Source organism: Salinactinospora qingdaonensis, assembly GCF_039539445.1.
In the GTDB taxonomy this organism is placed as follows: domain Bacteria; phylum Actinomycetota; class Actinomycetes; order Streptosporangiales; family Streptosporangiaceae; genus Salinactinospora; species Salinactinospora qingdaonensis.
Map to the genome: position 1 here is coordinate 1 of NZ_BAABDD010000036.1, position 25,894 is coordinate 25,894.

The 25,894-nt window shown below is 67.3% G+C and carries 19 protein-coding genes; 8 read left to right on the forward strand and 11 right to left on the reverse strand.

All coding sequences use genetic code 11. From position 1 onward, the window contains the following. Window positions 1–542 precede the first annotated feature (542 nt). Window positions 543–2,828, reverse strand: a complete 2,286-nt coding sequence (pcrA, locus tag ABD848_RS22205) for a DNA helicase PcrA (RefSeq protein WP_344976122.1) — start codon at window positions 2,826–2,828, stop codon at window positions 543–545. A 117-nt stretch (window positions 2,829–2,945) separates the two neighbouring features. Between pcrA and ABD848_RS22210 the strand changes: the two genes are divergently transcribed. Then, the gene (locus ABD848_RS22210; RefSeq protein ID WP_344976125.1) at window positions 2,946–3,878 is read left to right on the forward strand and encodes a nucleoside hydrolase; all 933 of its coding nucleotides are present in this window, start codon (window positions 2,946–2,948) and stop codon (window positions 3,876–3,878) included. Between the two features lie 167 nt (window positions 3,879–4,045). Here ABD848_RS22210 and ABD848_RS22215 read toward each other — a convergent pair whose 3' ends face one another. Together ABD848_RS22215 and ABD848_RS22220 are read right to left on the reverse strand one after the other, a co-directional pair. Further along, on the reverse strand, window positions 4,046–4,714 hold the full coding sequence (locus ABD848_RS22215; RefSeq protein WP_344976128.1) for a response regulator transcription factor: 669 nt from the start codon (window positions 4,712–4,714) through the stop codon (window positions 4,046–4,048). Window positions 4,715–4,844: 130 nt separating this feature from the next. Beyond that, a complete protein-coding gene (locus ABD848_RS22220; protein ID WP_344976131.1) occupies window positions 4,845–6,059 on the reverse strand; it encodes a PspC domain-containing protein in 1,215 nt (404 codons plus the stop codon). A 259-nt stretch (window positions 6,060–6,318) separates the two neighbouring features. Here ABD848_RS22220 and ABD848_RS22225 point away from each other — a divergent pair, with 259 nt between their 5' ends. From ABD848_RS22225 to ABD848_RS22250, 6 genes are all read left to right on the forward strand, one after another. Beyond that, window positions 6,319–7,752, forward strand: coding sequence for a PspC domain-containing protein (locus tag ABD848_RS22225; protein ID WP_344976134.1), 1,434 nt, complete (start codon window positions 6,319–6,321; stop codon window positions 7,750–7,752). Further along, window positions 7,739–7,948, forward strand: coding sequence for a hypothetical protein (locus tag ABD848_RS22230; protein ID WP_344976137.1), 210 nt, complete (start codon window positions 7,739–7,741; stop codon window positions 7,946–7,948). The genes ABD848_RS22225 and ABD848_RS22230 overlap by 14 nt, the downstream gene beginning before the upstream one ends. Window positions 7,949–8,243: 295 nt before the next feature. Next, window positions 8,244–8,816 carry a (2Fe-2S)-binding protein gene (locus tag ABD848_RS22235; RefSeq protein ID WP_344976140.1) on the forward strand — a complete coding sequence of 191 codons (573 nt, stop codon included), beginning with the start codon at window positions 8,244–8,246 and terminating at the stop codon, window positions 8,814–8,816. Further along, window positions 8,813–11,278: a xanthine dehydrogenase family protein molybdopterin-binding subunit gene (locus ABD848_RS22240; protein ID WP_344976143.1), complete on the forward strand. Its 2,466-nt coding sequence runs from the start codon at window positions 8,813–8,815 to the stop codon at window positions 11,276–11,278. The genes ABD848_RS22235 and ABD848_RS22240 overlap by 4 nt, the downstream gene beginning before the upstream one ends. Continuing rightward, window positions 11,275–12,126, forward strand: a complete 852-nt coding sequence (locus ABD848_RS22245) for an FAD binding domain-containing protein (protein WP_344976146.1) — start codon at window positions 11,275–11,277, stop codon at window positions 12,124–12,126. Before ABD848_RS22240 ends, ABD848_RS22245 begins: the two co-directional genes overlap by 4 nt. Window positions 12,127–12,237: 111 nt before the next feature. Then, window positions 12,238–13,023 (forward strand): SRPBCC family protein, encoded by a 786-nt coding sequence (locus tag ABD848_RS22250; protein WP_344976150.1) that lies wholly within the window; start codon window positions 12,238–12,240, stop codon window positions 13,021–13,023. A 17-nt stretch (window positions 13,024–13,040) separates the two neighbouring features. On the opposite strand, the gene ABD848_RS22255 is transcribed toward ABD848_RS22250, so the two are convergent. The 3 genes from ABD848_RS22255 to ABD848_RS22265 all read right to left on the reverse strand — a co-directional run bounded on the left by ABD848_RS22255 (window position 13,041) and on the right by ABD848_RS22265 (window position 17,759). Beyond that, on the reverse strand, window positions 13,041–13,961 hold the full coding sequence (locus tag ABD848_RS22255; protein ID WP_344976153.1) for a hypothetical protein: 921 nt from the start codon (window positions 13,959–13,961) through the stop codon (window positions 13,041–13,043). Window positions 13,962–14,346: 385 nt separating this feature from the next. Next, complete coding sequence (guaA, locus tag ABD848_RS22260) at window positions 14,347–15,933, reverse strand: glutamine-hydrolyzing GMP synthase (protein ID WP_344976156.1); 1,587 nt, start codon at window positions 15,931–15,933, stop codon at window positions 14,347–14,349. Between the two features lie 248 nt (window positions 15,934–16,181). Next, on the reverse strand, window positions 16,182–17,759 hold the full coding sequence (locus ABD848_RS22265; protein WP_344976159.1) for a succinic semialdehyde dehydrogenase: 1,578 nt from the start codon (window positions 17,757–17,759) through the stop codon (window positions 16,182–16,184). Window positions 17,760–17,981: 222 nt separating this feature from the next. Between ABD848_RS22265 and ABD848_RS22270 the strand changes: the two genes are divergently transcribed. Beyond that, window positions 17,982–19,238, forward strand: coding sequence for an FAD-dependent oxidoreductase (locus tag ABD848_RS22270; RefSeq protein ID WP_344976162.1), 1,257 nt, complete (start codon window positions 17,982–17,984; stop codon window positions 19,236–19,238). Between the two features lie 547 nt (window positions 19,239–19,785). Here ABD848_RS22270 and galE read toward each other — a convergent pair. From galE to ABD848_RS22295, 5 genes are all read right to left on the reverse strand, one after another. Then, window positions 19,786–20,802: a UDP-glucose 4-epimerase GalE gene (galE, locus tag ABD848_RS22275; RefSeq protein WP_344976165.1), complete on the reverse strand. Its 1,017-nt coding sequence runs from the start codon at window positions 20,800–20,802 to the stop codon at window positions 19,786–19,788. A 139-nt stretch (window positions 20,803–20,941) separates the two neighbouring features. Next, entirely contained in the window at window positions 20,942–21,091 is a 150-nt protein-coding gene (locus ABD848_RS22280) for a hypothetical protein (protein ID WP_344976167.1), read from the reverse strand. 636 nt (window positions 21,092–21,727) lie between these two features. After that, complete coding sequence (locus ABD848_RS22285; RefSeq protein ID WP_344976170.1) at window positions 21,728–23,452, reverse strand: glycerol-3-phosphate dehydrogenase/oxidase; 1,725 nt, start codon at window positions 23,450–23,452, stop codon at window positions 21,728–21,730. A gap of 182 nt (window positions 23,453–23,634) precedes the next feature. Continuing rightward, the gene (locus ABD848_RS22290) at window positions 23,635–24,399 is read right to left on the reverse strand and encodes a lytic transglycosylase domain-containing protein (RefSeq protein WP_344976173.1); all 765 of its coding nucleotides are present in this window, start codon (window positions 24,397–24,399) and stop codon (window positions 23,635–23,637) included. Between the two features lie 319 nt (window positions 24,400–24,718). Then, a complete protein-coding gene (locus ABD848_RS22295) occupies window positions 24,719–25,822 on the reverse strand; it encodes a GuaB3 family IMP dehydrogenase-related protein (protein ID WP_344976209.1) in 1,104 nt (367 codons plus the stop codon). Between the last annotated feature and the right edge of the window lie 72 nt (window positions 25,823–25,894).

The following is a 25,894-nucleotide window of genomic DNA, read 5'->3' on the forward strand; positions in this document are numbered from 1 at the left end:
AAACGCGGCAGCCAAGGGCCAAAAAACAAGGCACAAGAAAAACAAACACGCGCTGTTGAGTTCTCAAGAAACAACCGCCCAACCCCCACAAGCCAAAAACCAGCTCTTCAAGGAAGACGGCGTCCCACATCTTTAATAATTTTTGGTTTCCCTGACTGCCAGCCTACCAGAAGCAGACCCACATCCAGGACAACCCTTTAATCTTACTCCGCCACAGCTCCATGTCAAGTGACTCGGAGTTGTTTCCGGAGTGTTTCCACCCTACCGCTTGTCTGCGAGTGTTCAGACCATCGGCTGGGTGGGAAGGCGTGCTCGTCCATCGGGGGCTTCCCGATGTCCGGTTCGCTACGCCCAACCAGTTTACCTGCTCAGCTTCACAGCTTCGTACAGGTTCCGCTGGTTCGCCGCCGTGGCGCCCGCCCGGATGACGTGTTCCGTTCGGTTCGCTCCCTGGCGACGTCGAAGACTCTAACCCATGTTCGCAGTGTTGACGAACCGGACCTCGGGCCATCTCACGAGAGAAAGCTCGCCGCCAACAGAGCCTACAGTCGCTCGATCGGCGCGAACTTCACCAGGAAATCCTTCTCCCCGATGTCGGCACCGAAGTCGATGCGGGCTTTCGTCTTGTCGCCGGCACCATCAACCAACACGACCGTCCCCACTCCGAAGGAGTCGTGGTTGACCTTGTCCCCCCGGTTGAGGACCGGCACCTCCCGCTGCGAGCCGCGCGCGGGCGGAGTCGAGGGGGCCCGCGACGGCCCGCCCATGACAGTGGACTCGGCGCGCTTCCAATCGACGAGATCGGCAGGGATCTCTTCGAGGAAACGCGAGGGCGGGTTGTACGACGGCGCTCCCCAAGCGCTGCGTACAGCAGCCCGGCTGACATAAAGACGTCGCTGGGAGCGGGTGATACCGACATAGGCGAGCCGACGTTCCTCTTCCAACTCCGCACGCTCGCCGAGAGTGCGCATATGGGGAAAGACACCGTCCTCCATACCGGTGAGGAACACGACCGGGAACTCCAGTCCTTTGGCGGAGTGCAGAGTCATCAACGTGACCACACCGCCGTGCTCGTCGGTGTCGGGGATCTGATCGGCATCGGCGATGAGGGAGATCTGCTCAAGAAAGTCGGTCAGGGTGGGAGCACCAGTCTCCCCGACCGGCTCACCGGACGCTTCTTCCTGCTCATCGTCGACGTCTGCCCCAGTCAACGGGCCTGTGAAAGTGCTCTCGAACTCCCGTGCCACATCGACGAACTCCTTGAGATTCTCCACCCGGCTCTCGTCTTGGAGGTCGGTGGAGGCGGCGAGTTCGGAGAGGTAGCCCGTACGGTCCAAGACCGCCTCAACGATCTCAGCGGGGGCGCTCGTCGGAACCAGCGCCTGCAACTCATCCAACAGCGCCGTGAACTCGCGAACCGCTTTCAGGGAGCGAGCGGCGATACCGGGGGCCTCCTCGGCACGGCGCATCGCCTGGGAGAAGGAGACACGCTCGCGTGCTGCCAACACCTCGATCGCGGCTTCGGCACGATCGCCGATACCGCGTTTGGGAACGTTGAGGATACGTCGCAGGCTCACCGTGTCCTCTGGATTGGCCAGCACCCGCAGATAAGCGAGGACGTCGCGGATCTCCTTGCGCTCGTAGAAGCGCAGCCCGCCAACAATCTTGTAGGGCAGGCCCGCCCGGATGAACACGTCCTCGAAGACACGTGACTGGGCGTTGGTGCGGTAGAAGACGGCGACCTCGCCGGGGACGCACTCGCCCTCGTCGGCGAGCCGGTCGATCTCACCGACGACGAACGCCGCCTCGTCGTGCTCGTTGTCGGCGACGTAGCCGGTGATGATCGGCCCTTCGCCTTGCTGGGACCAGAGGTTTTTGGGGCGTCGAGCCTCATTTTTGGCGATGACCGAGTTGGCGGCCGAGAGAATGTTGCTCGTCGAGCGGTAGTTCTGTTCCAGCAGGATCGTGCGGGCCTGTGGATAGTCGCGCTCGAACTCTAAGATGTTGCGGATCGTGGCGCCGCGAAACGCATAGATGGATTGATCGGCGTCGCCCACGACGCACAACTCCGCTGGGGGAACCTCGGCGGTGGGGTCAGCGGCTCCCCCCACCAGCTCACGCACCAGCACGTACTGGGCGTGGTTGGTGTCTTGGTACTCGTCGACGAGGACGTGTCGGAACCGGCGCCGGTAGTGTTCAGCCACGTCGGGGAAGGCCTGGAACAGGTTGACCGTGATCATGATCAGGTCGTCGAAGTCCATGGCACCGGCCTCGTGCAGACGCTGCTGGTACAGCGTGTAGGCCTCGGCGAGTTTCTTCTCCTGCTCGGTCTGAGCCCGTTCAGCGAACGTGTCGTAGTCGACAAGTTCGTTCTTCAGGTTGGAGACCTGAGCGGAGAAGCTCTTGGGTGGGAAACGCTTGGGGTCGAGGTCCAGTTCGCGGCAGACAAGCTGCATGAGGCGCTTGGAGTCGGCGGCGTCGTAGATGGTGAAGCTGCTCGGATATCCCAGTCGGCCCGCCTCACGGCGCAAGATGCGGACGCAGGCGGCGTGGAACGTCATCACCCACATGGCGTTGGTGACGCGGGCGCCGAGCAGGCTTTCGATACGCTCCTTCATCTCGGCCGCAGCCTTGTTGGTGAAGGTGATCGCCAAGATCTCGTTAGCGCGTGCTATCTGCTCAGCGAGGAGGTAGGCGATGCGATGGGTGAGGACTCGGGTCTTGCCCGAACCGGCCCCGGCGACAATGAGGAGCGGGCCACCGCTGTGGCTGACAGCGGCACGCTGGGATTCGTTCAGACCTTCGAGGAGCGACGCTTTGGAGGACACGTCACCAGGGTACGAGTGACGGCGTCGCCGGGGTCACCGTTCAGTGCCTTCGGATGCCAGTGAGCGGCCAATTATGGTTGAGCCCCGGTTGGCGAGGATTTTGGGAGAGTGGGGAACGTGCCGGTTTTCGTCGACTGTGACCCCGGAATCGATGACGCTTTCGCGTTGGCTTATCTCGCTGCGCAGCCAAACGTTGAGGTGGTCGGTGTCGGGACGGTCTTTGGCAACACCACCGTGACGGCCACGACGGACAATGCGCTGCGCCTGGTGGAGCTGTTCGGTTTGGACGGGGTTGCGGTGGCGATGGGGGCGAGCCGGCCCTTCGTGCAGCCGCCGCGGTTGGGCCAACGTGTGCATGGCGGCAACGGTCTGGGCGGGGTGGAACTCGCCGCGCCGACCGGTGGAACGATTGCGGAATCGGCCGCTGAGCTACTGGTGCGGCTGGCCCGTTCGGCTCCAGGCGAGTTGGATGTGCTCGCGGTGGGGCCGCTGACGAACCTTGCGCTGGCGCTGGGGTTGGAGCCCGAACTGCCCACCTTGGTTCGGCACCTGGTGATCATGGGCGGAGCGGTACGGGTGCCGGGCAACATAGCGCCGCACGCCGAGTCCAACATCTACAACGACCCTGAGGCCGCTGAGATCGTCCTGGGGGCTGGGTTCAACGCGACGCTGGTGGCCCTGGACGTCACGATGCGTACGCTGGCGCGCAAACCGTGGCTGGAGAAACTGGCGGCGTTGGACAACGAGCGTGCGCAGGTGTGCAGCCGCTTCCTAGAGCATTACGTTGAGTGGTATGCCAGCATATTCGGGGAGCGGGTGTGCGCCATGCACGACCCGTTGGCGGCGGCGATCCTGGTGGATCCCTCGTTGGTCACCGAGTCCGTTGACGTTGCGGTGCGTGTGGAGTTGCGCGGGGAGCACACACGCGGAGCGACAGTCGCCGACCTGCGTGTCAGTCGAGACTTCTCCGACGAGCGGCCACAACTCAACCTGCCGGGAGAGGTCGCCAGCGAGGAGTTTTTGCAACGGATGCTAGCGGCGATGCGGTGAACCGAGGTCAGCGCGGCAGAAGCGGGCGCGGCTCCCACCTTCAGAGCGGGCGGGGGAGGGACAGCAGCGCTGCGGCGGTGGGCAGACTTCGGCACCGCTGGCTGCCGGCGAGAGGGCAAGACACGTGGAAGTTCCCCGTTGTGGCCGAGGATCGGGTAGACGGCGGGTCAGACGAGTTTGCGCGCCGTAGCCCAGCGGCTGAGTTCGTGCCGGTTGGAGAGTTGGAGTTTGCGCAGGACCGAAGAGACGTGGGTCTCTACGGTCTTGACCGAGATGAACAGCTCTTTGGCGACTTCCTTGTAGGCATAACCGCGCGCGATGAGGCGCAGCACCTCACGTTCGCGTTGGGTGAGCCGGTCGAGTTCGGGGTCCATGGCCGGGGCGTCGGTGGCGGCGAAGGCGTCGAGGACGAAGCCAGCCAGGCGGGGCGAGAAGACGGCGTCACCGTCGGCGACTCGGATGATGGCGTTGGCGAGTTCCTTGCCGGAGATGGTTTTGGTGACGTAGCCGCGCGCTCCCCCGCGGACGACACCGATAACGTCTTCTGCCGCGTCGGAGACCGACAGGGCGAGAAAACGGACCTCGGGGTTGTGGGGGAGGACGCGCTTGAGGACTTCGGCCCCGCCCCCTCCGGGCAGGTGTACGTCGAGCAGGACGAGGTCGGGGGCGTGCTCGGCGATGACGCGAACCGCGCTGTCGACGTCGCCGGCTTCACCGACCACCTCGACGGCCTGCCCTAGTTCGCCCCTGACTCCACTGCGGAAGAGTCTGTGGTCGTCCACGATGACGATGCGCGGCGCGGCGCCGCTGGCGGCAAAGGTGTTCTCATCTTCCACACGTTGGACTCTACCCAGAGACAACGGCGGCGAGGCGTGCACCTCGGTATCAGCGGTCACGATGGGACCGCCACCAGGGACGAAGCGGGCGGTGGCCGGTTTCGGTCGCTGGGTGAGGCGGGGCGGCTTGTCATGGGGAAGGCTCGCGTGGCATGCGCAACTGCACCTCGGTGCCTTCGCCGGGTGCGGTACGGACGCGGGCACTACCGCCGTGGCGCTGCATCCGGCCGATGATGGAGCCCCGGACACCCATGCGGTCGGCAGGAACCGCGTCAAGGTCGAATCCGACCCCGCGGTCACGGACGAAGATCAGCACCTCTTCGGGGTCGACCTCGCCGAAGACGGAGATGCTGTCGGCTTGGGAGTACTTGGCGGCGTTGACCATGGCTTCGCGTGCGGACTGCAAGGCGGCGCGGATGCCGTCGTCGATGGGGCAGTCGCCCACGCACACTGCCTCGATGGGGGTGCCGTGGGTCTCCTCGATGTTGGCGGCAAGGCGCTCCAGGGCCGGGGTCACGGTGGTTTCGGCGTCGGCGGGACGCTGGTAGAGCCAGTTTCGCAGTGCGCGCTCCTGGACGCGGGCCAAGCGCTGGACCTCGCGCGGGTCGTCGGCGCGTCGCTGGATGAGGGTGAGCGTTTGCAGCACCGAGTCGTGGATATGAGCGGCGAGTTCGGCTCGTTCCTGGTTGCGGATGCGTTCGCGGCGTTCCCGGTCGCGTTCGCGGACGAGACCGATGGTCCAGGGGGCGACGATGAGGGTGAGGCCGGCGAGCATGGTGAGTGCGAAGGTGAGGCCGGCCCGCGCTTCCTGGAGTTGCTGCTGGAAAGCGAGGAAGCCGATGACGCCGATGACGATGAGCAAGATGCCGGCACTGGCGCGGACCCAGCTTCTGCGGTTGCGGAAGACGGGGGTGTTGACCCACTCCTCGCGTTGGGCGGGGTTGGCCTGCTGCCAGAGGATGGCACCCCCGAGGATGCCGAAGAACAGGAACCACAGCAGGGGGTTGAAGACGCGGCCGAACACGGCGAGGAGCACGCCAAAGCAGGCGCCCAGTGCGAGGTAGGCCAGGAGTTGGCTGAGGTCGCGGCCTTTCCTGGCGGTACGGGCGTCGGTGGCTCCGGGGGCTTCGACGTCGGAAGGCTCTTCTGGGCGTTTGGGGACGAAGAAAACGAGGGCGATGTAGATGGCGATACCGATACCGCCGATGCCCAAGGCGAGGAGGGCGAGCCGGGCCACGACCGGGGCGATCCCGAGGTGGCGCGCAAGGCCGGCACCGACGCCGGCCAGTAGCCGTTCATCGGTTTCCCGGTACAGCCTCGGCGGTGGGTTCGCCGCTTCCGTCACCGTCTCCCCTCGCCTTCTCGCCTCTTTGTTCCAGGATGGCGCTCCTGTAGGAGGGAGGGTATCCGGGGCGTTCCCCTGTTGGCCCCGCAGCGCTGGTCAGGGTGTGTTCAGGGTGGTCCCGGATGGCGGTGGGGGCACGTGGCGGGAGACGATGGGCACAGCGGGCAAGGAGGCAAGGAGGAGGGTGCGCCTGTAGTCCCGTGGTTATAGCAGGACGCGGCGGGGTCTTCGCGTCCGGATGGAGGAACTGTCGGCGACCATGAGCATGCAGCGGGAACCGGAAAACGGCGACAGCGGCCGGGATGATCGGGCGACGGTCGGCGCGGAGTCGGAGCCGCACCCTTACGGCGACGAACTCCACAAGAACGACACCACCGGTGTGCTCGCCGGAGTGTGTGCGGGGCTGGGTGACTACACCCGTACCGACCCCATCCTTTGGCGGGCGGCGTTCGTGTTGACCGGGCTGGCTGCCGGCACGGGCGTATTCCTCTACATCGCGATGTGGACAACGATGCGGGACTCCGCTGGGGGGCCCGCCATGGCTGAGCAACTGCTCAACCGTCGCCTGAGCGCTGAGGTCGTGTTGGCGCTACTGGCGCTGATGCTGGGTGCGGCGACGGCGCTCAGCCTGGTCGGGGGGTTCAGTGGCGGGACGCTGGTGCTGGCTACCCCGCTGATCTTGGGCGTGCTCACGGCCCACAATCGCGGAGTGGATCTACAGCGGGTGATGCGTGACCTGCCGACACAACTCAAGGACAAGGAACCGGCCCCCAACACGCCTCCCCCCGAGCCGGCGCCGACCTACTACAACCCGGCGCAGCCATGGGCCGTGGCGCCGAGCGGGCCGATCGATCTGGCGGTGGTTGCCGAGCGAAAGATCGACGAGGAGGCGTGGGGGGAAGGCCCCCCTGAGGCGGCCGAGGGCACCGAGGACGAGGAGACGTGGAAACGAGACGGGGAAAGCTCCTCGCAGCCAGCAGCGCCGGAAAGGGGCGAGTCGCCGCCGCAGTGGGGTGAGGGGGCCCAAATCCAGCGTCGCGGCATGGTGTTGCTCCTGCCGCTGCTGGGGGTGAGCGCGCTCGGGGCGGTAGTGCTTGTGCTGGCCGGTGGGGTATCACCGGTCGCGCTGGTGGGGCCGACGATCGGGCCGATGTTCCTGGGGGGCGTCATTGCGCTGGTCGGCGCGTTCCTCATCGTCGGGGCGTGGTGTGGCAACAGTAGGGGGTTGGTCGGACTAGGGGTGGTGCTGACCATCCTGGCGGTGGTGACGGCTTCGGTGAACCTGCCGCGGTGGTGGCCCTCCGATGAGACGTGGCGGCCGGCGAGCGCGAAGGAAGCATCTCAGGGCTACGAGTTGCGGGCCGGTTCGGCCACGCTTTGGCTGACTGATCTGGAGTTGACCGCCGGACAGCGGGTCACGGTCGAGGCGTCGGTCAACTATGGGGCCCTGCGGGTGCTGGTTCCCGAGACCGCCCGGGTGGTCGTGCATGGGCGTACGGATCTGGGTGAGATCTGGGTGGGGGATTTGAGGCGGACCGGTTCCGAGATTGAGGTGCGTCGGACACTGGAGCCGGTCGAGCGAAGGTCGGACAGCGCCGGCGACGCCGGTGCTGAGTCGGGTGTTCCCCCCACGCTGGTCGTGAATCTGGTTTCCGAGGCCTGCGATATGGAGGTGCGGCGTGTCTCGTCGTAAAACCGACTGGGGATCACTGGTAGCGGGGCTGCTGTTCATCCTCCTTGGACTCGCCTTTGTCGTCAGCGGAACGGCGGACTGGGGATTTGCGGCCGTGTGGATTCTGCCGGTGTTGGCGATCGGGTTGGGAGTCGCCGGTTTCGCGCGGGCCTTGGCTCGCTCGCGCGACCAGTCGTCGCGCTCCGGTGGTGAGTAAGCCGTTCAACGGCGGTGACCGATGAGGCATCGGCCGCTGCTCGGCGGAGTGCACAGGAGAACCAGCTTTCCCTGCCGTATCTCCTGAACGCACACCTCTCGTTTTCGGACGCACGTTCGCCGCTATTCACATTGTGAATAGCGGTCGGCGTAATGTGCGGCCAAAATATTTCCCACTTTTTCGGATTTTTGATAATCGCGGGAACGGAACCCTAGTTAAACGACGGCTCCATCACTTACTTTGGCCCTACCTCTGCTGAAGTTTGCGAGGCCGACGCTTCGGGAGGTCACGGCCCATGCCACATATCCGCGTAACCGTCGACGGCGTACGCTACGACGACGAGATCGAAGCGCGCCGTCTACTCACCCACTATCTGCGCGACACGTTGGGCAAGGTCGGCACCCCCATCGGGTGCGACACGTCCAACTGCGGAGCTTGCACCGTCCTCATGGACGGGATGTCGGCGAAGAGCTGCTCGGTGCTGGCCGTTCAGGCCGACGGGCACGAAATCACCACTGTTGAAGGGCTCGCCTCCAACGGCACATGGCACCCGGTGCAGCGAGCCTTCCACGAGAACCATGCCCTACAGTGCGGCTACTGCACCCCTGGCATGATCATGGCGACCCTGGACCTGCTCCAGGAGAACCTCGACCCCTCCGATGAGGAGATTCGGGAGGGTCTTGAGGGCAACCTGTGCCGTTGCACCGGCTACAGCAACATCGTCAAGGCCGTGCGCACCGCGGCGGCGGAGATCCGCGCGGCGGAGAGCGCCCCGACGGTGATGACGGCCTCCGGCGCTGAGGAGGTACCTCGGCAGGCGGCCGGCGAGCCTAGGCGGCCTATGGCGAAGGGAGGAGGGACCTCATGACGATCGCACCCGAAGACCGTCAGCTCGGTCTGCCCCGGTTGCGCAAGGAGGACGCCCGCCTCATCACCGGCCAGACGAACTGGACCGACAACATCCAGCAGGTCGGGACGTTGCACGTGGCGTTCCTGCGTAGCCCGGTCGCTCACGCTCGCATCTCGGGGCTCGACGTCTCCGCCGCCCAGGAACAGCCCGGCGTCATCTCGGTGCTGACCGGGGCCGACTTCGGCGAGGAGCAAGGCAGCCTGCCGTGCGCCTGGCCGGTGACCGAGGACATGGTGCTTCCCGAGCACCCGCCGATGGCGGTCGAGGAGGTCAGATTCGTCGGTGAGGCCGTGGCGTGCGTGGTGGCCCGCGACCCCTATACGGCTGTCGACGCGCTCGAAATGATCGATGTGGACTTCGAGCCCCTGCCGGCTGTGCTCGACATGGAGGCGGCGCTGACCGAGGACGCCGACCTGGTGCACACGGCGGCCGGGACCAACAAGGCGTTCGTGTGGCCGATGTCCAACGGCGACGTCGACGCCGCGTTCGACGGCGCCGAGGTGGTGGTCACGCGGCGCTACCGCCAGCAGCGCCTCATCCCGGCGGCCATGGAACCGCGCTCGGTGGTGTGCAGCCCTGACGGTGACACGTTCACCCTGTGGTCGGCCACCCAGATTCCGCACATCCTGCGGGTCATGCTGGCCATGACCACCGGCATCCCTGAGCAGAAGATCCGCGTCGTCGCGCCCGATGTCGGCGGGGGCTTTGGCTCCAAGCTCCAGGTGACAGCCGAGGAAGTGCTGACGCTGCTGCTGGCCAAACGGCTGAACAAACCGGTGAAGTGGACCGAGACCCGCTCCGAGGGGTTCCAGACCACCCACCACGGCCGTGACCAGATCCAGGACGTCTCCATCGCCGCCGACGCCGACGGGCGGGTCCGTGGCCTCAAGGTGGACCTCATGGCCGACATGGGGGCCTACATGATGCTGGTGACGCCCGGTGTCCCGTTGCTGGGCGCGTTCATGTACCCGGGGATCTACAAGATGGACGCCTATGCGTTCTCCTGCACGGGTGTCTTCACGACCAAGACCCCCACCGACGCCTACCGGGGCGCCGGGCGGCCAGAGGCCACCTACGCCATCGAACGCATCATGAGCGAACTCGCCCACGAGTTGGGCATGGACCCCATGGAGCTGCGGCGGCGCAACTGGATCAACCATGACGAGTTCCCCTACACCAGTATCGGGGGGCTGACCTACGACTCCGGCAACTACGAGGCGGCCACAGCGCGGGCCATGGAACTGTTCGGCTACGACGCGCTGCGTGCCGAACAGCGCGCCCGCCGGGAACGCGGCGACACCGTGCAACTGGGGCTGGGGATCTCCACCTACACCGAGATGTGCGGGCTCGCGCCGTCGCGGATGCTGGGTGGCCTGTCCTACGGGGCCGGTGGCTGGGAGCACGCTTCAGTGCGCATGCTGCCCACCGGCGGAGTCGAGGTGGTCACCGGGACCACGCCGCACGGCCAGGGGCACGTGACCGCGTGGAGCCAGATCGCCGCCGACTATCTCGGGGTGCCCTTCGACGACGTTCAGGTACTGCACGGGGACACGCAGGTCTCGCCCCAGGGCATGGACACTTACGGGTCGCGTTCGCTCGTGGTCGGCGGGACGGCCGTGGTGGAGGCGTGCGGCCGAGTGGTGGAGAAGGCCCGCAAACTCGCAGCGCACATGCTGGAGGCCGCCGAGGGAGATGTCGAGTTCTCCAACGGCAGATTCCGGGTGCGCGGTACCCAGGAGCCCTCAGCCGGTATCCAAGAGTTGGCGCTCGCGGCGTTCACCGCTCACGATCTGCCTGAGGAGATGGAGGCGTCGCTGAACGCCGAGGCAACGTTCGACCCGGAGAATTTCTCCTACCCGCACGGGACCCATCTGTGCGCGGTGGAGGTCGACACCGCGACCGGTCGGGCGTCGATCCGCTCCTATGTGGCCGTGGACGACGTGGGCACCGCGGTGAACCCATTGCTGGTCGAAGGGCAGGTACACGGCGGGCTCGCCCAGGGCATCGCCCAGGCGATGTTCGAAGAGGCCGTGCACGACGCCGAGGGCAACCTGGTCACCTCGACGATGGCCGACTACCTGGTGCCATCGGCGGTGGACCTGCCCGAGTTCACCACCGACCGCACCGAGACGCCGGCCGTCACGAACCCGATGGGCGCCAAAGGGGTCGGTGAGGCCGGCACGATCGCCTCCACGCCCGCCGTGGTCAATGCGGTCGTGGACGCACTGCGGCCCTTCGGTGTGGACGACGTGCGCATGCCCTGCACCCCTGAACGGATCTGGCGAGCCATGGCACAGGCGGGGGCCGGCGGCGATACCGCGCCGGGAACGCCCACCAGTCTCGCGGCCAGCTCGGAGGAGTCCACCGCTGCGGGCACGACACAGACCGGCGAAACCGGCGGGGAAGGAGCAACGCAGTGATTCCTCCGCAATTCGAGTACGTGAAACCGAACAGCGTCGCCGAGGCAGTCAGCGCTTTGGGCGAGAGTGAGGAGGCCAAGGCCCTGGCCGGCGGCCAGAGCCTGCTGCCGCTGCTGCGCTTCCGGCTGGCCTACCCCGATGTCGTGGTGGATCTGGGCGAGCTGGCCGAACTGCGGGGAGTGCGCGACGAGGGCGACGCTGTGTGGATCGGCGCTATGACGACCCACTACGACGTGGTAAACGACCCCGTCATCGCCGAGCACTGCGAACTGCTGGCCATGGCCACCCGCACCGTCGCCGATCCCGCGGTGCGCCACCGGGGAACGATCGGGGGGTCGCTGTCCCACGCCGACCCGGCTGGTGACCTACCGGCGGTAGCGCTGGCGCTCGAGGCTGAATTCCTGATCTCGGGGCCGGAGGGGGAGCGTACCGTTGCGGCTCCCGACTTCTTCGAGGACTACCTCACGACGACGCTGGAGCCCGAGGAGATCCTCACCGGCATCAGAGTGCCCAAGTGGGAGGGGTGGTCGTTCCACTACGAGAAGTTCGCGCGTACGGCCCAAGCATGGGCGATCGTGGGAGTGGCGGCGGGCACGCGACGCCGTGAAGGCGAGATCGCTGAGGCACGGGTCGGCCTGACCAACATGGGGCCGACGCCGATGCGGGCCCACGCCGTGGAGGAAGCACTCGTCGGTGTTCCCGCCCAGGCAGGGTCGGTTCGTGCCGCCTCGGCAACGGCCGACCAGGGGACCGCCCCGCCCAGTGATGTCAACGGCCAAGCCGACTACCGCCGCCACCTGGCCCGGGTCCTGACCGAACGCGCCCTAGAACAGGCCGCGGGGATCTGACCGGCCGAGCACGGCCGTGGCCGCCCCGGGGTGGCCACGGCCGGTTTCAGCAGCGCACCCTACGGGCAGCGTCCCAGCCCCGGGCTGGACGAGGAAGGCGGCACACCAACGATGAGCACGCAACTGAACAACGAGTTCACGGTGCCCGTGCCGATCGAGCGGGCGTGGGCGGTCCTGCTGGACGTGGAACGGATCGCTCCCTGCATGCCGGGAGCGACCTTGGAGTCGGCCCAGGACGACACGTTCACCGGGCGGGTCAAAGTGAAGGTCGGCCCCATCACGGTGACCTACCGCGGTCAGGCCCGCATCATCAGCGCCGACGAGTCGGCGCGGCTCGTGACCGTCGATGCCGAGGGCAAGGAGTCCCGCGGCACCGGGACCGCGGCAGCCAAGGTCACGGCTGCCCTGCGAGCCGAGGACGGCACGACACGGGTCACGGTGGACACTGACCTCAACGTCACCGGCCGGGTCGCGCAGTTCGGGCGCGGTGTCATGGCCGACGTCAGCGCCAAACTGGTCGACAAGTTCGCCGCGAACCTCGCGGCGGAACTGGAGCGTGCGGAAGGCGCGGAACAGCCCGCGGCTGCCGTACCGGAACCGCGCGCTGAGGCGGGAGCCGCTCCGCAGGAGCAACCCGCGCCGGTAGCCCAGGAAGGGGCGGCGGCGCCCGTGGCCGAAGGCGAACCGAAGACACAGCCCCCCGCCGAGGCACCGGGACCGGTCCCCACCCGCCCGGCGGCGGAGCGCGAAGGCGCCGACTCTTCACTCAACCTGTTCGACGTCGCGGCCGGACCACTGCTCAAACGCGCCCTGCCCGCTATCGGGATCGCGGCGGCGCTGGTCGCGGTGGTGGTGTGGTGGCGCAAGCGGCACACCGCGGCCGACGAGCGTTACTGAAGCGAGCGGCCCGTTCCTTACTCGTGGGCGCTCCAGTGAGGGTGTTCGGCAAGGAAGGCGTCCAAAACCTCCGACAGCACCTGCCGGTACTCGTGCCGGTCAGCGTGGTGTCCAGCACAGACCCCCGCAAGGAAGGCCACGAGCTGATCGTCGGCGAGAGCGTACTCATAGCCATCGGAGGTGGTGATCGAATGCAGCCGGTCGTCGCTGGTGGAGTGGCGTTCGATCACCCCCTCCCCGGCGAGATTCAGCAGGATGTCCGATATTCGCACCAAGGCGCGGGAGCCTTCCGGGTCGCGGATGGGTGAGGTGGGGCGGTCGGCGGCATGGGGTAGCAGGTGGATGGGAGAAACGTGCCAGAACGGCGTGGGCTCGGCGATACCGCTCACGCTCGGAGCCTCGGCGCGGGCGGCGGGGTCGTCCCATGTTTGGGGGACCAACCCGTCGAGGATGGCTTTGAGGTCGTCTACTCCCCGTTGATAGAGCCCGTGGTCGCTGTCGACCCGGTCTCCGGCGCACACGCCTAGCAGCAGGGGGGCGATGTCGTGGTCACTGAGGATCAGCCCGTAGCCCGCCATGGTCTGCACCTCGTAGCCGCCGTTGGGGCCGGTACCGTCGAAGGTGAGAACGGCGTGCTCGTTGAGCCTGCTCAGAATGTCGAGAGCGCGCGCCGTGTCGCTGGAGCCCTGCCGGGCACCGCCCCACGCGGTTTGAGCCACCTCGACAAGCTGCATCTGTAACCCGGACAGCCCCTCGCCGTGCTGGAGCAGCTCCGCGCAGCACACCCCCAGCAGCAGGGCGGGAACCTCATTGCTCCGGAGCACCACTTCGTAGTTGTTGGCCGTTCTGACCAGGTAGCCCTCTCCCTCTTTGACCCGGAAGTAGTCGAGGACACTGTGATTGGTCAGCGCGACCAGGACGTCAGTGGCAGGGATCATGCCGAGGTCTCCGGATAGGTGGCTGGTGGCGGCATATCCGACACCGGAACACCAAAGAAAGAGGTGTCCCGGTCAGCGGCACACTTTATCGAAAACCGGCGCCGCCTCGTGTCCGTTTCTCACGACACGAACGCCCGGCGGTCCGGTCGGAAATAGGGGTCGCTGCTGAGGCGCCGCCACGGCCACACGGGCGAAAACCGCGACGAATCTGCCGGTGAGCAGGAACGGGGGTGCGGGCGGCGGGACGGGAATCGGTCCACACCCGATCACGCGCTCGGCGACAAAAACCCGGCAGCGGCGACAGCGGCGGGGCCGGAGCGGCGTAGTTCTCCCCACCGCGCGCGAGCAGCAGTCACCGCTGCTCGCCGCAACCCGGGTGCCGCGGTCACTCCCATTCGATAGTGCCGGGGGGCTTGCTGGTGACGTCGAGGGTGACGCGGTTGATCTCGCGCACCTCGTTGGTGATGCGGTTGGAGATGGTGGCTAGCACGTCGTAAGGCACGCGGGACCAGTCGGCGGTCATCGCGTCCTCGCTGGAGACGGGGCGCAGCACCACCGGGTGACCGTAGGTGCGGCCGTCGCCTTGCACGCCCACGGAATGGACGTCGGCGAGGAGCACTACGGGGCACTGCCAGATGTCACGGTCGAGCCCGGCCCGCGACAGTTCTTCGCGGGCGATGGCGTCGGCTTCGCGTAGCACGTCGAGACGGTGCCGGTCGACCGCGCCGATAACGCGGATGGCCAACCCCGGACCGGGGAAGGGGTGGCGCCACACCATCTCGGCGGGCAGCCCCAACTCTTCGCCGACCCGGCGCACCTCGTCCTTGAACAGCTCGCGCAGCGGCTCGACGAGGGTGAACCGCAGATCCTCAGGAAGGCCACCGACATTGTGGTGCGACTTGATGTTGGCGGTTCCGGTGCCGCCTCCCGATTCGACGACGTCGGGGTAGAGAGTGCCCTGGACCAGGAACTCCACCTCCTCGCCCGCGGCACCGGCCTCGGCGACCACTTCGCGGGCGGCCTGTTCGAAGACACGGATGAACTCCCGCCCGATGATCTTGCGCTTGTCCTCGGGGTCGCTTACCCCCTCCAGCGCTGCAAGGAAGCGATCCTGGGCGTCGACGACCTTCAAGTCGGCGCCGGTGACGGCGACGAAGTCCTTCTCGACCTGCTCCGCCTCTCCTTTACGCAGCAGGCCATGATCGACGAAGACGCAGGTGAGCTGCTCCCCCACCGCGCGCTGCACCAGCGCCCCGGCCACGGCGGAGTCGACTCCTCCGCTCAGGCCGCAGATGACCTGCTTGGAGCCGACTTGGGCGCGGATGCGCTCTACCTGCTCGTCAACGATGTTGACCATGGTCCAGTTGGGGCGGCAGTGGGCAGCCTCGTAGAGGAAGTGCCGCAGTACGGCCTGGCCGTGCTCGGTGTGCAGCACCTCGGGGTGGAACTGCACTCCGAAGAGGCCGCGATCGGGGGCTTCCATGGCCGCGATCGGGGAACTCTCCGTGGCTCCGACGACGCGGAACCCGTCGGGGGGCTGCGATACGGCGTCGCCGTGTGACATCCACACCAACTGGTCCTCGGGAAGCCCATTGAAGAGGACGGTGTCGGTGGTGGCGCGCAGTTGGGTGCGTCCAAACTCTGAACGGCCCGTGTGGGCGACGGTGCCGCCGAGTGCCTGGGCCATGCTCTGGAAGCCGTAGCAGATACCGAAGGTGGGCACCCCTGTGTCGAACAGCTCTGCCGGTGGCCGGGGGGCGTCGTCGGCATAGACCGAGGCCGGTCCGCCCGAAAGGATGATGGCCTTGGGTTTCTTGGCGAGCATCTCCTCGACTGGCATCGTCGAGGGAACGATCTCGCTGAAGACATGACACTCGCGGACGCGCCGGGCGATCAACTGCGCGTACTGGGCGCCGAAGTCGACGACGAGGACAGTGTCGAACGTGGAGTCGGCGGCACCGGCAACGGACACGTAACGGCCTTTCCGCAGCTAAAGATGAATCTGTTCCAGTCTAGCCAGATCCGGCACCGGTGGTGCCGGATCTGGCCCAGGCTGCGATGGCGTGGTGGCCGGCGGTGGTGCGCGCAGTTGGCGGGGTGGTCGAAAGGTGGCGCCCTCCCAACTGCTGCACTCCGTGCTCGGGCCACGCCCGCAGCCCAGGGGCGGTAACGTCCAGCGGGTTCCGTACGGCCGTACCGTCCGGGGCAGAGCTGGGTGGGTCAGCGGATTCGGAGTCGTTTCATCCACCGAGCGCCCGCGGTCATGGCCCGGGCCAGCGTCTCGCCACCCATTCCGGGCGGGCCGCCTAGCCCCACGTAGTGCTGGCTGGCGATGGTCTGCGCCTCGGTGTAGCGCAGCAGCCCCTCGGCGGCGTGTCGGCGTCCCACGCCGGAGTGTTTCATCCCGCCCATGGGAGCGCCGTAACTGGCGAATGCGGCGCCGTAGCCCTCGTTGACGTTGACGGTGCCGGCGCACAACCGTTCGCCGATGCGCCGGCCGCGGGCCACATCGCGCGTCCACACGCTGGCGTTGAGGCCGTAGTCGGTGTCGTTGGCCAGATCGATGGCCTCGTTCTCGCTGGTGACTCGGTAGAGGGAGACAACCGGGCCGAAGGTCTCCTCGGCGCAGACCGGCATGTCGTCGGTCACGCCGGTCATGACGGTGGGCTCGTAGAAGAGCGGGCCAATGTCGGGGCGCGGGCGTCCCCCGGTGTGGATGTGGGCGCCCTTCTCGCGCGCCTGTTCGACGTGCTCGGCGACCCGGTCGAGTTGGCGCTGGTAGGTGAGCGAGCCCATGTCGGCCGAGAAGTCGAGGGCGGTGTTGAGTTTCATGGCCCGCACCGCTTTGGTGAGGCGGTCGGTGAAGTCGTCGTGGACGCTGTCGTGGACGTAGATGCGTTCGATGCTGACACACAACTGGCCGGCGTTGCTGAAACAGGCGCGCAGCGTGCCCTCGACAGCGCGGTCAAGGTCGGCGTCCTCGCACACGATCATGGGGTTCTTGCCGCCGAGTTCGGCGGAGTAGCCGATGAGGCGGCCGGCCGCGCGCTGGCCGATGCGCGCGCCGACCGCCGAGGAGCCGGTGAAGGCCACGTAGTCGGCGTGGTCGATGAGGGGGTCGCCGATCTCTTCGGGCTCGCCGATGACCGCCTGCCATAGTCCCTCGGGCAAGCCGGCGGCTTCGGAGAGCAGGTCGATGGCCCATAGCCCGCTCAGCGCGGTCTGGGTGTCGAGCTTGGCCACGACGGCGTTGCCGGCGAGGAGGGCGGGAATGGCGTCGGCTACCGGCAGGACCAGCGGGTAGTTCCACGGAGTGATGACGCTGACGGCGCCCTTGGGTTGGCGGTGGACGTAGGTGCGGGTGGCCCCGGGGACGGCTCCGATGCTGCGGCGCCGGCTGAGCATACCCGGCGCGCGGCGGGCGTAGTAGAGGGTACCGGCGGCAGCGTCGTAAACCTCCTCGAAGGCGTGTGTGCGGGCCTTACCGGTCTCCCACTGCAACAGGTCGAGAATCTCGCGCTGGCGATCCAAGACGAGGTCGTGGAAACGCAGGAACGGTTCGACGCGCTCGCGAGGCGCGGTTGCGCCCCATGAGCGCTGGGCCTGACGGGCACGGGCGAACGCTTCGGCGACATCGGCGGCCGAACTGACGGGCAGTTGCGCCAAGGGGCGTCCGGTGAACGGGGCGGTGGTGGTGACGGTGCGTCCCGACGAGCTGACCACGTGCCGGGCGATCCGGGCGGTCAGGTCGGGGGCAAGCGGGCCGGTCGCGGTGGTGCTCGTCGTGACGTTACTCATGCGCGAAGCCTAGTTCGCTCCCCACCCCACTGGCTACCTAGTAGTAACAAATGCACTGCCAGGATGTTCGTCTTCAGCGACGAAAAACCATCCATACGTCGTGCGCCGCGCGCATCCCCGGCGCCGGCGATCAATCGCCGCTCCCCCTTGCGTGGCGGCTCTCGACGAGGTTGTATTTCATTGGTTGTTGAATTAAGAGGCGATCACGTTCTTGGAGTCGCAATGACGCGAAACACGAGCACCACCTGTGCCATCTCCGGCGGCGGCCCCGCCGGCATCATGCTCGCTCTGCTCCTAGCCCGCGCCGGAATCGACGTCACCGTTTTGGAGAAGCACGGGGACTTCCTGCGCGACTTCCGCGGCGACACCGTGCACCCCTCGACTCTGGACCTGCTCGACGAGCTGGGGCTGGTCGACGAGCTGTACGCAATGCCCCACCGCAAGATCGACGACCTCGCCATCGGTACCGCCACCGAGACGATCGTGCGCGCCGACCTCAACAAACTGCCCGGGCCACACCGCCACATCGCGATGATCCCGCAGTGGGACTTTCTGAACCTGCTCACCGAACACGCCCGCCGCTACCCCGGCTTCCACCTCCTCATGAACGCCGAGAGCACCGGACTCATCGAGGAGAACGGTGCGGTGCGCGGCATCCGTTACCGCGACGACGAGGGCGAGCACGAACTGCGCTCCGTGCTGACGGTGGCCGCCGACGGCCGACACTCCGCGCTGCGCGATGCCGCCCGACTTCCCCTCGTCGACTTCGGCGCCCCCATGGACGTGATGTGGCTGCGGGTGCGCCGCGAGGAGACCGACCCCAGCGGGCTCAACGGCCGCATCGGCACCGGCGCCATGGTCGCCGCGATCGACCGCGGCGACTACTGGCAGATCGCCTACCTGATCGCCAAGGGGGCCCAGGAGGAGGTGCGCTCGGCCGGCATCGAACGATTCCAGGAGAGGCTGCTCGACCTCCTGCCCTTCCTGGGTGAGCGCGTACGCGAAATCGACGGTTGGGAGCGCGTCGCCTTCCTCCAGGTCGGGCTGAACCGGCTGTCGCAGTGGTACCGGCCCGGCCTGCTGTGCATCGGTGACGCCGCCCACACCATGACACCGGTGGGCGGAGTGGGCATCAACCTCGCGGTACAGGACGCGGTGGCGACCGCGAACCTGCTCGCCGACGCGCTACGGCGGGCCCAAAGCGACCCGGCCCGGTTCGACCGTACGCTCAACCCCGCTCTGCTCGCCCGCGTCCAGCGGCGGCGCTGGCTGCCCACCGTGGGCACACAGGGGGTGCAGCAACTGCTCCAGCGCCAGATCATCGGCCGCGCACTTGCGGAGCAGGAGGCAGTCCCGCCTGCACTGAAGGTGATCGTAGGCACGCAGGCGTGGTCACGCCTAGTGGCTCGGGTCATGATGTACGGCATCCGGCCCGAGCATGTCCACACTCCAGAAGCCCCGACCGACGCGGCCACCTGAAGACCTCCAGCGCGGTCGCTTCGCGAGGAGAGGAGCGAAGCCGTCCCGCGCACAGGCGGCGCCTGCCTCTCCCCGCCTTCCGCGGCCGAGGTGCCGCCTCACCGGCTCGGCCGCGCCCCCGGCGGGCCGGGAAAGTCGACCGCGGCCAACTTGCTCAGCGGCTCCGGCAGGGTGACGCTCTTGCCGTGGCACCCGCTGGGCGGCGGCGTAGTCGTCGCCGCCCGGCTCAAAGAACAGCGTCACTGTGGGACCGGAGCAGCCCCACGCATCGACGAGAGCAGGTAGAGGGGGACCTCCCCCGCGCGTCCCCCTCACGCTTCTCGCCCCGGTCCTCGGCGGCGTTGCCCTTGGAGGTGATCTCCACGGCCCGCTCAGGGATGGCAATGCCCATGCCACGCCACTCTATAGAGTAGAAATATTACCCAGAGTGACTATTCGGCGTTCGGATCTTCCACATTAGCCGGGGAAATCCAGCGGGGAAGCACGTCGCCGCCCGGTCGCCGGCGACCGAACCGGCAGAGCCGGGGCCGGCCGAGCGCGGGAAGGCTCAGGCGTCGCGGTAGCCGTTGGGGTTGGCCGACTGCCAGCGCCAAGCGTCAACGCAGGCCTCGGCGACGGTCTTGCGGGCCTGCCAGCCCAGCTCGGCGTTGGCACGGCTGGGGTCGGCATAGCAGGTGGCGATGTCGCCGGCGCGGCGGCCGACGACGACGTAGGGGATCGGCGTGCCGCAGGCGCGCTCGAAGGCGGCCACAGCCTCCAGCACCGACGTTCCCCAGCCGGTGCCCAGGTTGTAGACGCGGGCGCCGCGCCGGCCGTCGAGGTGGTCGAGGGCGGCGACGTGCCCTCGCGCGAGATCGGTGACGTGCAGGTAGTCGCGCACGCCGGTGCCGTCGGGGGTGTCGTAGTCGTCGCCGAACACGCTGAGCTTGTCAAACGTGCCGGCGGCGACTTTGGAGATGTAGGGGAAGAGGTTGTTGGGAACGTCGTTGGGGTCTTCCCCGATCAGCCCGCTCTCGTGGGCGCCGATCGGGTTGAAGTAGCGCAACAGCGCGACGCGCCATGAGGGGTCGGCGGCGGCGAGGTCGGTGAGGATGCGTTCCCCGAAGAGCTTGGTGGCGCCATAGGGGTTCGTGGCGGTGAGCGGCGCGGTCTCGGTGATGGGCACCGTCTCCGGGTCGCCGTAGACGGTGGCCGAGGAGCTGAACACCAGCCGCCGCACCCCCTGCTCGTGGGCGGCCTCGCACAAGGTCAACAGCGCGGTCAGATTGGTGCGGTAATAGCGCAGCGGCTGTTCGGTGGACTCCCCCACGGCTTTGAGACCGGCCAGATGCATGACCGCGTCAATGCCGTGGTCGACGAGGATGCGGCGCACGAGCGCGCCGTCGGTGCAGTCGCCCTCGACAAGGGGAACGCTGCGGCCGGTGATGCGCTCGACTCGGCGCACGGCCTCGTGATGGGAGTTGACCAGGTTGTCGAGGATCACCACGGCGTGGCCGTCTTCGATCAGCTCCACCGCCGTATGGGAGCCGATGTATCCTGCTCCTCCGGTCAACAGGATGTTCATATACCTCACCCGATCGTGGGCGCTGAACCGCGTGGCCGACCGATCTGCTACGCGCAGCCCATTGCCTACCGCTTCCTCCCATATTGCCAGGTGCAGGCGGGAGGTTGCTGGGGCCGTTCGCCCTCGCCGAGAGCGTTGGTCAGGGCTCTACGTCGTCGATGTTAGAGGGCAGGCCGACACCGAACGTGCCATCGTCGTCGATGAGGTATTCCTCGCCTTCCTCGTAGGGAGCGCTTTCGTACCAGTCATCCGGTTCCGGGGGCTCCGGCGACGGCGGGCGGGCGAGCATCAGGCCCTCCTTAAGGCCGAGCCCCGTCGGCCCTGGAGACGGGCTGGGGACAGCCACGGGAGGCTCCACCCCGTCGGTACGGCTCGGGGCTCTGGGGGCGCTTCGCTGGCGTCGAGGGTCACGGGGAACACTCTCCCTGCGCAGTGGCTGGTGGGGAGGCCAGAGGTGACGGCGTCCGTTTCACGATGCGGGCAACAACCTTGCCCGCATCGAGGGGCAGAGCTATGACATGAACGCCTCGTCGACCTGGCTCTAGGCCGCGGGTACCGCGTCGATCTCGCCGAACGCCTTGATGACCTCGTGTGATGTTGTCAGCAGCGGGCCTGGCACGGTCCCTTCCGGATCGTAGGCAACGAACAGCACAGGTCACCCAACGCTAAAGAAACTGGGCACAAACGAAAATTAACTAGCAACCAGAACAGCGGTGGCCAGGAAGCAATCTTTGTTTTCGGTGAGGCAGCGACGTCGTATCGACGTGCGGCCGGCCCGATCGATCTCCGCTGCCCGCGCTGACGGGGGCCTCCCATACTCGGCCCACCGCCCCGGTGGGGTGGTGCGGAACTGTCGAACCGGCCAAGGCACTGCGGGCTCGCGCCGCTGCCCGCCCGTCTCGGGCGAAGACGGTGGTGGAGCGCGTCACTTCGCCAGCACGTGAGCCTCAGGCACGATGTCAGGGGCGCCGTGCTGGATGGCGTCGGCCTCGTGGTCGTTGTCGCGCTCTTGGGCGGCCCGCTCGGCCTCGACGCGCTTACGGTAGTGCTCCACCTCGCGCCGGGTCCACGTCGCCTCCCACCCCAGCGTCTCCGCCATGAGGCTGGCCGCCTCCTCCGCGGCGGCCAGCCCACGGTCCCAGGTCTCCAGCGAGATGTGGGTGCGCCGCGACAGCACATCGTCGAGATGCTGGGCACCCTCGTAACGCGCGGCGTGGACGATCTCGGCGCGCAGGTAGTCATCGGCGCCCGTCAGCGGCTCCCGCAGGTCCGGGCGGCGCGCCATCAGGTCGAGCAGTTCATGGCTCAACGAGCCGTACCTGCGCAGCAGGTGGGCGATCCGTGACACGTGCACACCGGCTTCCTTAGCGAGCCGGCGGCGCTGGTTCCACAGTGCGACGAAACCGTCGGCGCCCACCAGCGGAACCCGGTCGGTCACCGAGTCGGGAACGCCGCCCCCCAACCCGTGCGCTACGGCGTCGACGGCGTCTTTGGCCATGACACGGTACGTGGTGTACTTACCGCCCGCGATGAGCACCAAACCGGGCACGGGGTGGGCGACAGTGTGCTCCCGCGACAACTTGGAGGTCTCCTCGGACTCCCCCGACAGCAACGGCCGCAACCCCGCATACACCCCCTCGACGTCATCCCTGGTCAGCGGGACCCGTAGCACCTTGTTGACCGTGTCGAGAAGGTAATCGATGTCGCTGCGGCTCGCGGCGGGATGGGCCTTGTCCAGCTCCCAGGCGGTGTCGGTGGTGCCGATGATCCAGTGCCGGCCCCATGGGATGACGAACAACACGCTCTTCTCAGTACGCAGGATCAGCCCGGAAGAAGCCTGGATTCGGTCGCGGGGCACCACCAGGTGGATGCCCTTGGAAGCACGGACGTGGATCTGGCCACGGCCACCGACCATCTGCTGGATGTCGTCGGTCCACACCCCCGTGGCGTTGACGACCTGCTTGGCCCGGACCCGAATCCGCTCACCACTGTGCATGTCCAGCACGCGCGCACCAGTGACGTGCTCCCCCTCGCGCAGGAACCCCTCGACGCGCGCGCGGGAGGCGACCTTGGCCCCGTAGGTCGCGGCGGTCCGCACGACGGTGATGACGAAGCGGGCGTCATCGACCTGGGCGTCCCAGTACTGTACCGCCCCCACCATCGCGTCGCGCCGAAGAGCGGGAAACAACCGCAGCGCACCGCCGCGCGTGAGGTGACGGTGCCGTGGTAGCCCACGACCGCCTCCGATGGACATCGCCAAGGTGTCGTAGAGGGCGACCCCGGTGCCGACGTAGGCGCGCTCCCAGCCGTGGCGCTCCAAGGGGTACAGGAAGGGCACCGGCCGTACCAGGTGGGGTGCGAGGCGTTGCAGCAGCAGCCCGCGCTCGGTCAGAGCCTCCCGAACCAGCTCGAAGTCCTTCTGCTCCAGGTAGCGCAGTCCGCCGTGAATGAGCTTGCTGGACCTGCTCGATGTACCGGAGGCGAAGTCGCCGGCCTCCACAAGCGCCACGGAAAGACCGCGTGAGACCGCGTCCAGTGCCACACCGGCACCGACGATGCCGCCACCGACCACGAGAACGTCGAACTCGTCGCGAGCCATGTGTACGAGCGCTTCAGCTCGCTCCTCGCCGCCCAACCGCGCTGCCGTCATCTCACGTCCTTACCGATACGGGGTCCTACCTGGCGATTACCCACTTGCGAACCCGAGCATCAGGCTATACCGGCAAGTAACTTTTGGCAGGCAGAGACCTACCGTCTCAGCGGGGAGAAGACGAGTGTTGTTTCAGATCAATGTGAGGCGACTCACCACCCGAAACCACGGCAGTGCGACGATCACGGCTGACTCGCAGCGTTGGCGTAGCCCTTGGCGGTTTCGAGTACGTCCTCGCCGTACTCTTCGGACTGGTTGTACGACAAGATCGCATCCCACCACCCCTCGCGCGTCGTGAGATCGCGTCCGTCGGCGCAGAGGTAGCGGGCGGCTGCGAGCGAAGCGTCGTCGATGTCGTGCGGGTCAGCCGTGCCGTCGTCACCGGCATCGGCCCCCCACCGTTCCCACGTGGTGGGAATGAACTGCATGGGTCCTACGGCGCGGTCCCAGGTGGTGTCGTCGTCGAGAGCGCCGCCATCGGTGTCGGTGATGGCGGCCGTGCCGTTCTCCCCATTTAAGGCGATGCCGATGATGTCGACCGTGGTGCGCCCATCCGGGCCGATCTCGCCACCGGCGTAGGTTCCGTGGACCGACTCCACGGCTCCGATACCCGCCAGGGTGGGCCAGGAGATTCTACAGTCAGGTTGCTCAGCAACCAGGTATAACTGCGCCATCGCATAGCCTTGCAGCGCCCGACGCGGAATCCCGGTGCGTTCGGAGACCCGGTCGAGCCAGGCCGGGCTGATGTCGGGGACAACCTCGCCGTCGTCGGGAGAAAGGTGCTGATCGGCCGCGCTGGCAGTGGACGCGCTCAGCGTCGCGGCGCCGAGCGTGTCGACGAGTCCCCCTTTGGCGTTGGGCCCTGGCGGCATCATCTCGGGGGCAGCCGAACCGGCGACACCGGCAACAGCGGTCAAGATGGAGCCGGCAACGGTCATCGTCGCCATGACCGCGATCGTGGCCACCGCTGCGGGCCGGGCAGGCGGGCCCGAGCTCGATGACGGAGGCTGGTCAGCGTTATCGGCCTGATCGGTTTGTTCCGAGGGGCTCTTGGGCGGAGGGGGTACGGTCACAGGAACCTCACGTACGTGACGGGGGGACGGTCCGCGGCCACGAGAGAACAACCTACTGGACAAGAGCGCGCATGGACAGGGGTGGATCACAATTCAGCTACAACGAACCAACGTTAGCGCCCCGACTCGTCTCCTAAACCGACAGCTAGCGGCCTGCTGACCAGCCATTCGCTATCGCAGTGGGCTCAGGGGCTCAGTGGGGAGCAACGACGACCTCCACCCGCTGGAACTCCTTGAGGTCGGTATAGCCAGAGGTAGCCATGGTGCGACGCAGCGCACCCATGAGGTTCATCGAGCCATCGCTGGTGGCGGCCGGACCGTGCAAGATCGAAGCGAGCGAGCCGATCGTGCCCACGCCGAGGCGCTCACCGCGCGGCAACTCGTGGTGGTGGGCTTCACTGCCCCAGTGGTAGCCACGGCCGGGCGCCTCCGCGGCGCGCGCCAGCGGCGAACCCACCATCACCGCGTCGGCCCCGCACGCCAACGCCTTGGAGATGTCGCCGCTACGGGTCATACCGCCGTCGGCGATCACATGGACGTAACGTCCCCCCGACTCGTCCAGGTAGTCGCGGCGCGCGGCGGCGACGTCACCGATGGCGCTGGCCATCGGCACGGCCACCCCCAATACACTCCGAGTGGTGTGGCCCGATCCGCCACCGAAACCGACGAGCACACCGGCGGCGCCGGTACGCATGAGGTGCAGTGCCGCCGTGTAGGTAGCACAGCCACCCACGACCACCGGCACGTCCAGGTCGTAGATGAACTGCTTGAGGTTGAGTGGCTCGGCACGGCCGGACACGTGCTCGGCGGAGACGGTGGTCCCCCGGATCACGAACAGGTCAACACCAGCGTCAACGACAGCCTTGTGGTACTGCGCGGTGCGCTGCGGGGATAGCCGAGCGGCAGTCACCACGCCGGCCTCACGGATCTGCTCGATGCGCTGACCGATGAGTTCCTCGCGGATCGGAGCCGCATAGATCTCCTGAAGCCGCAGGGTGGCAGCCGCGTCGTCGAGCTCATTGATCTCAGCCAGCAACGGCTCGGGGTCCTCGTAGCGCGTCCACAACCCCTCCAAGTCGAGGACACCTAGCCCACCGAGCTGACCGATCGCCACAGCGGTCGCGGGCGAGACGACACTGTCCATAGGGCTGACCATCAACGGCGTCTCGAAGCGGTACGCATCGATCTGCCACGTAATCGAGACCTCTTCAGGATCGCGCGTGCGACGGGCCGGCACGATCCCGATCTCGTCGAGTTCGTAGGCACGACGCCCACTCTTGCCCAGCCCGATCTCCACCTGAGCCAACGCTTCGATCCCCTTCTGAAGTAACCGTGCCGGCGCCAAGCCGGCTCACCGTGCCGTCGCGAG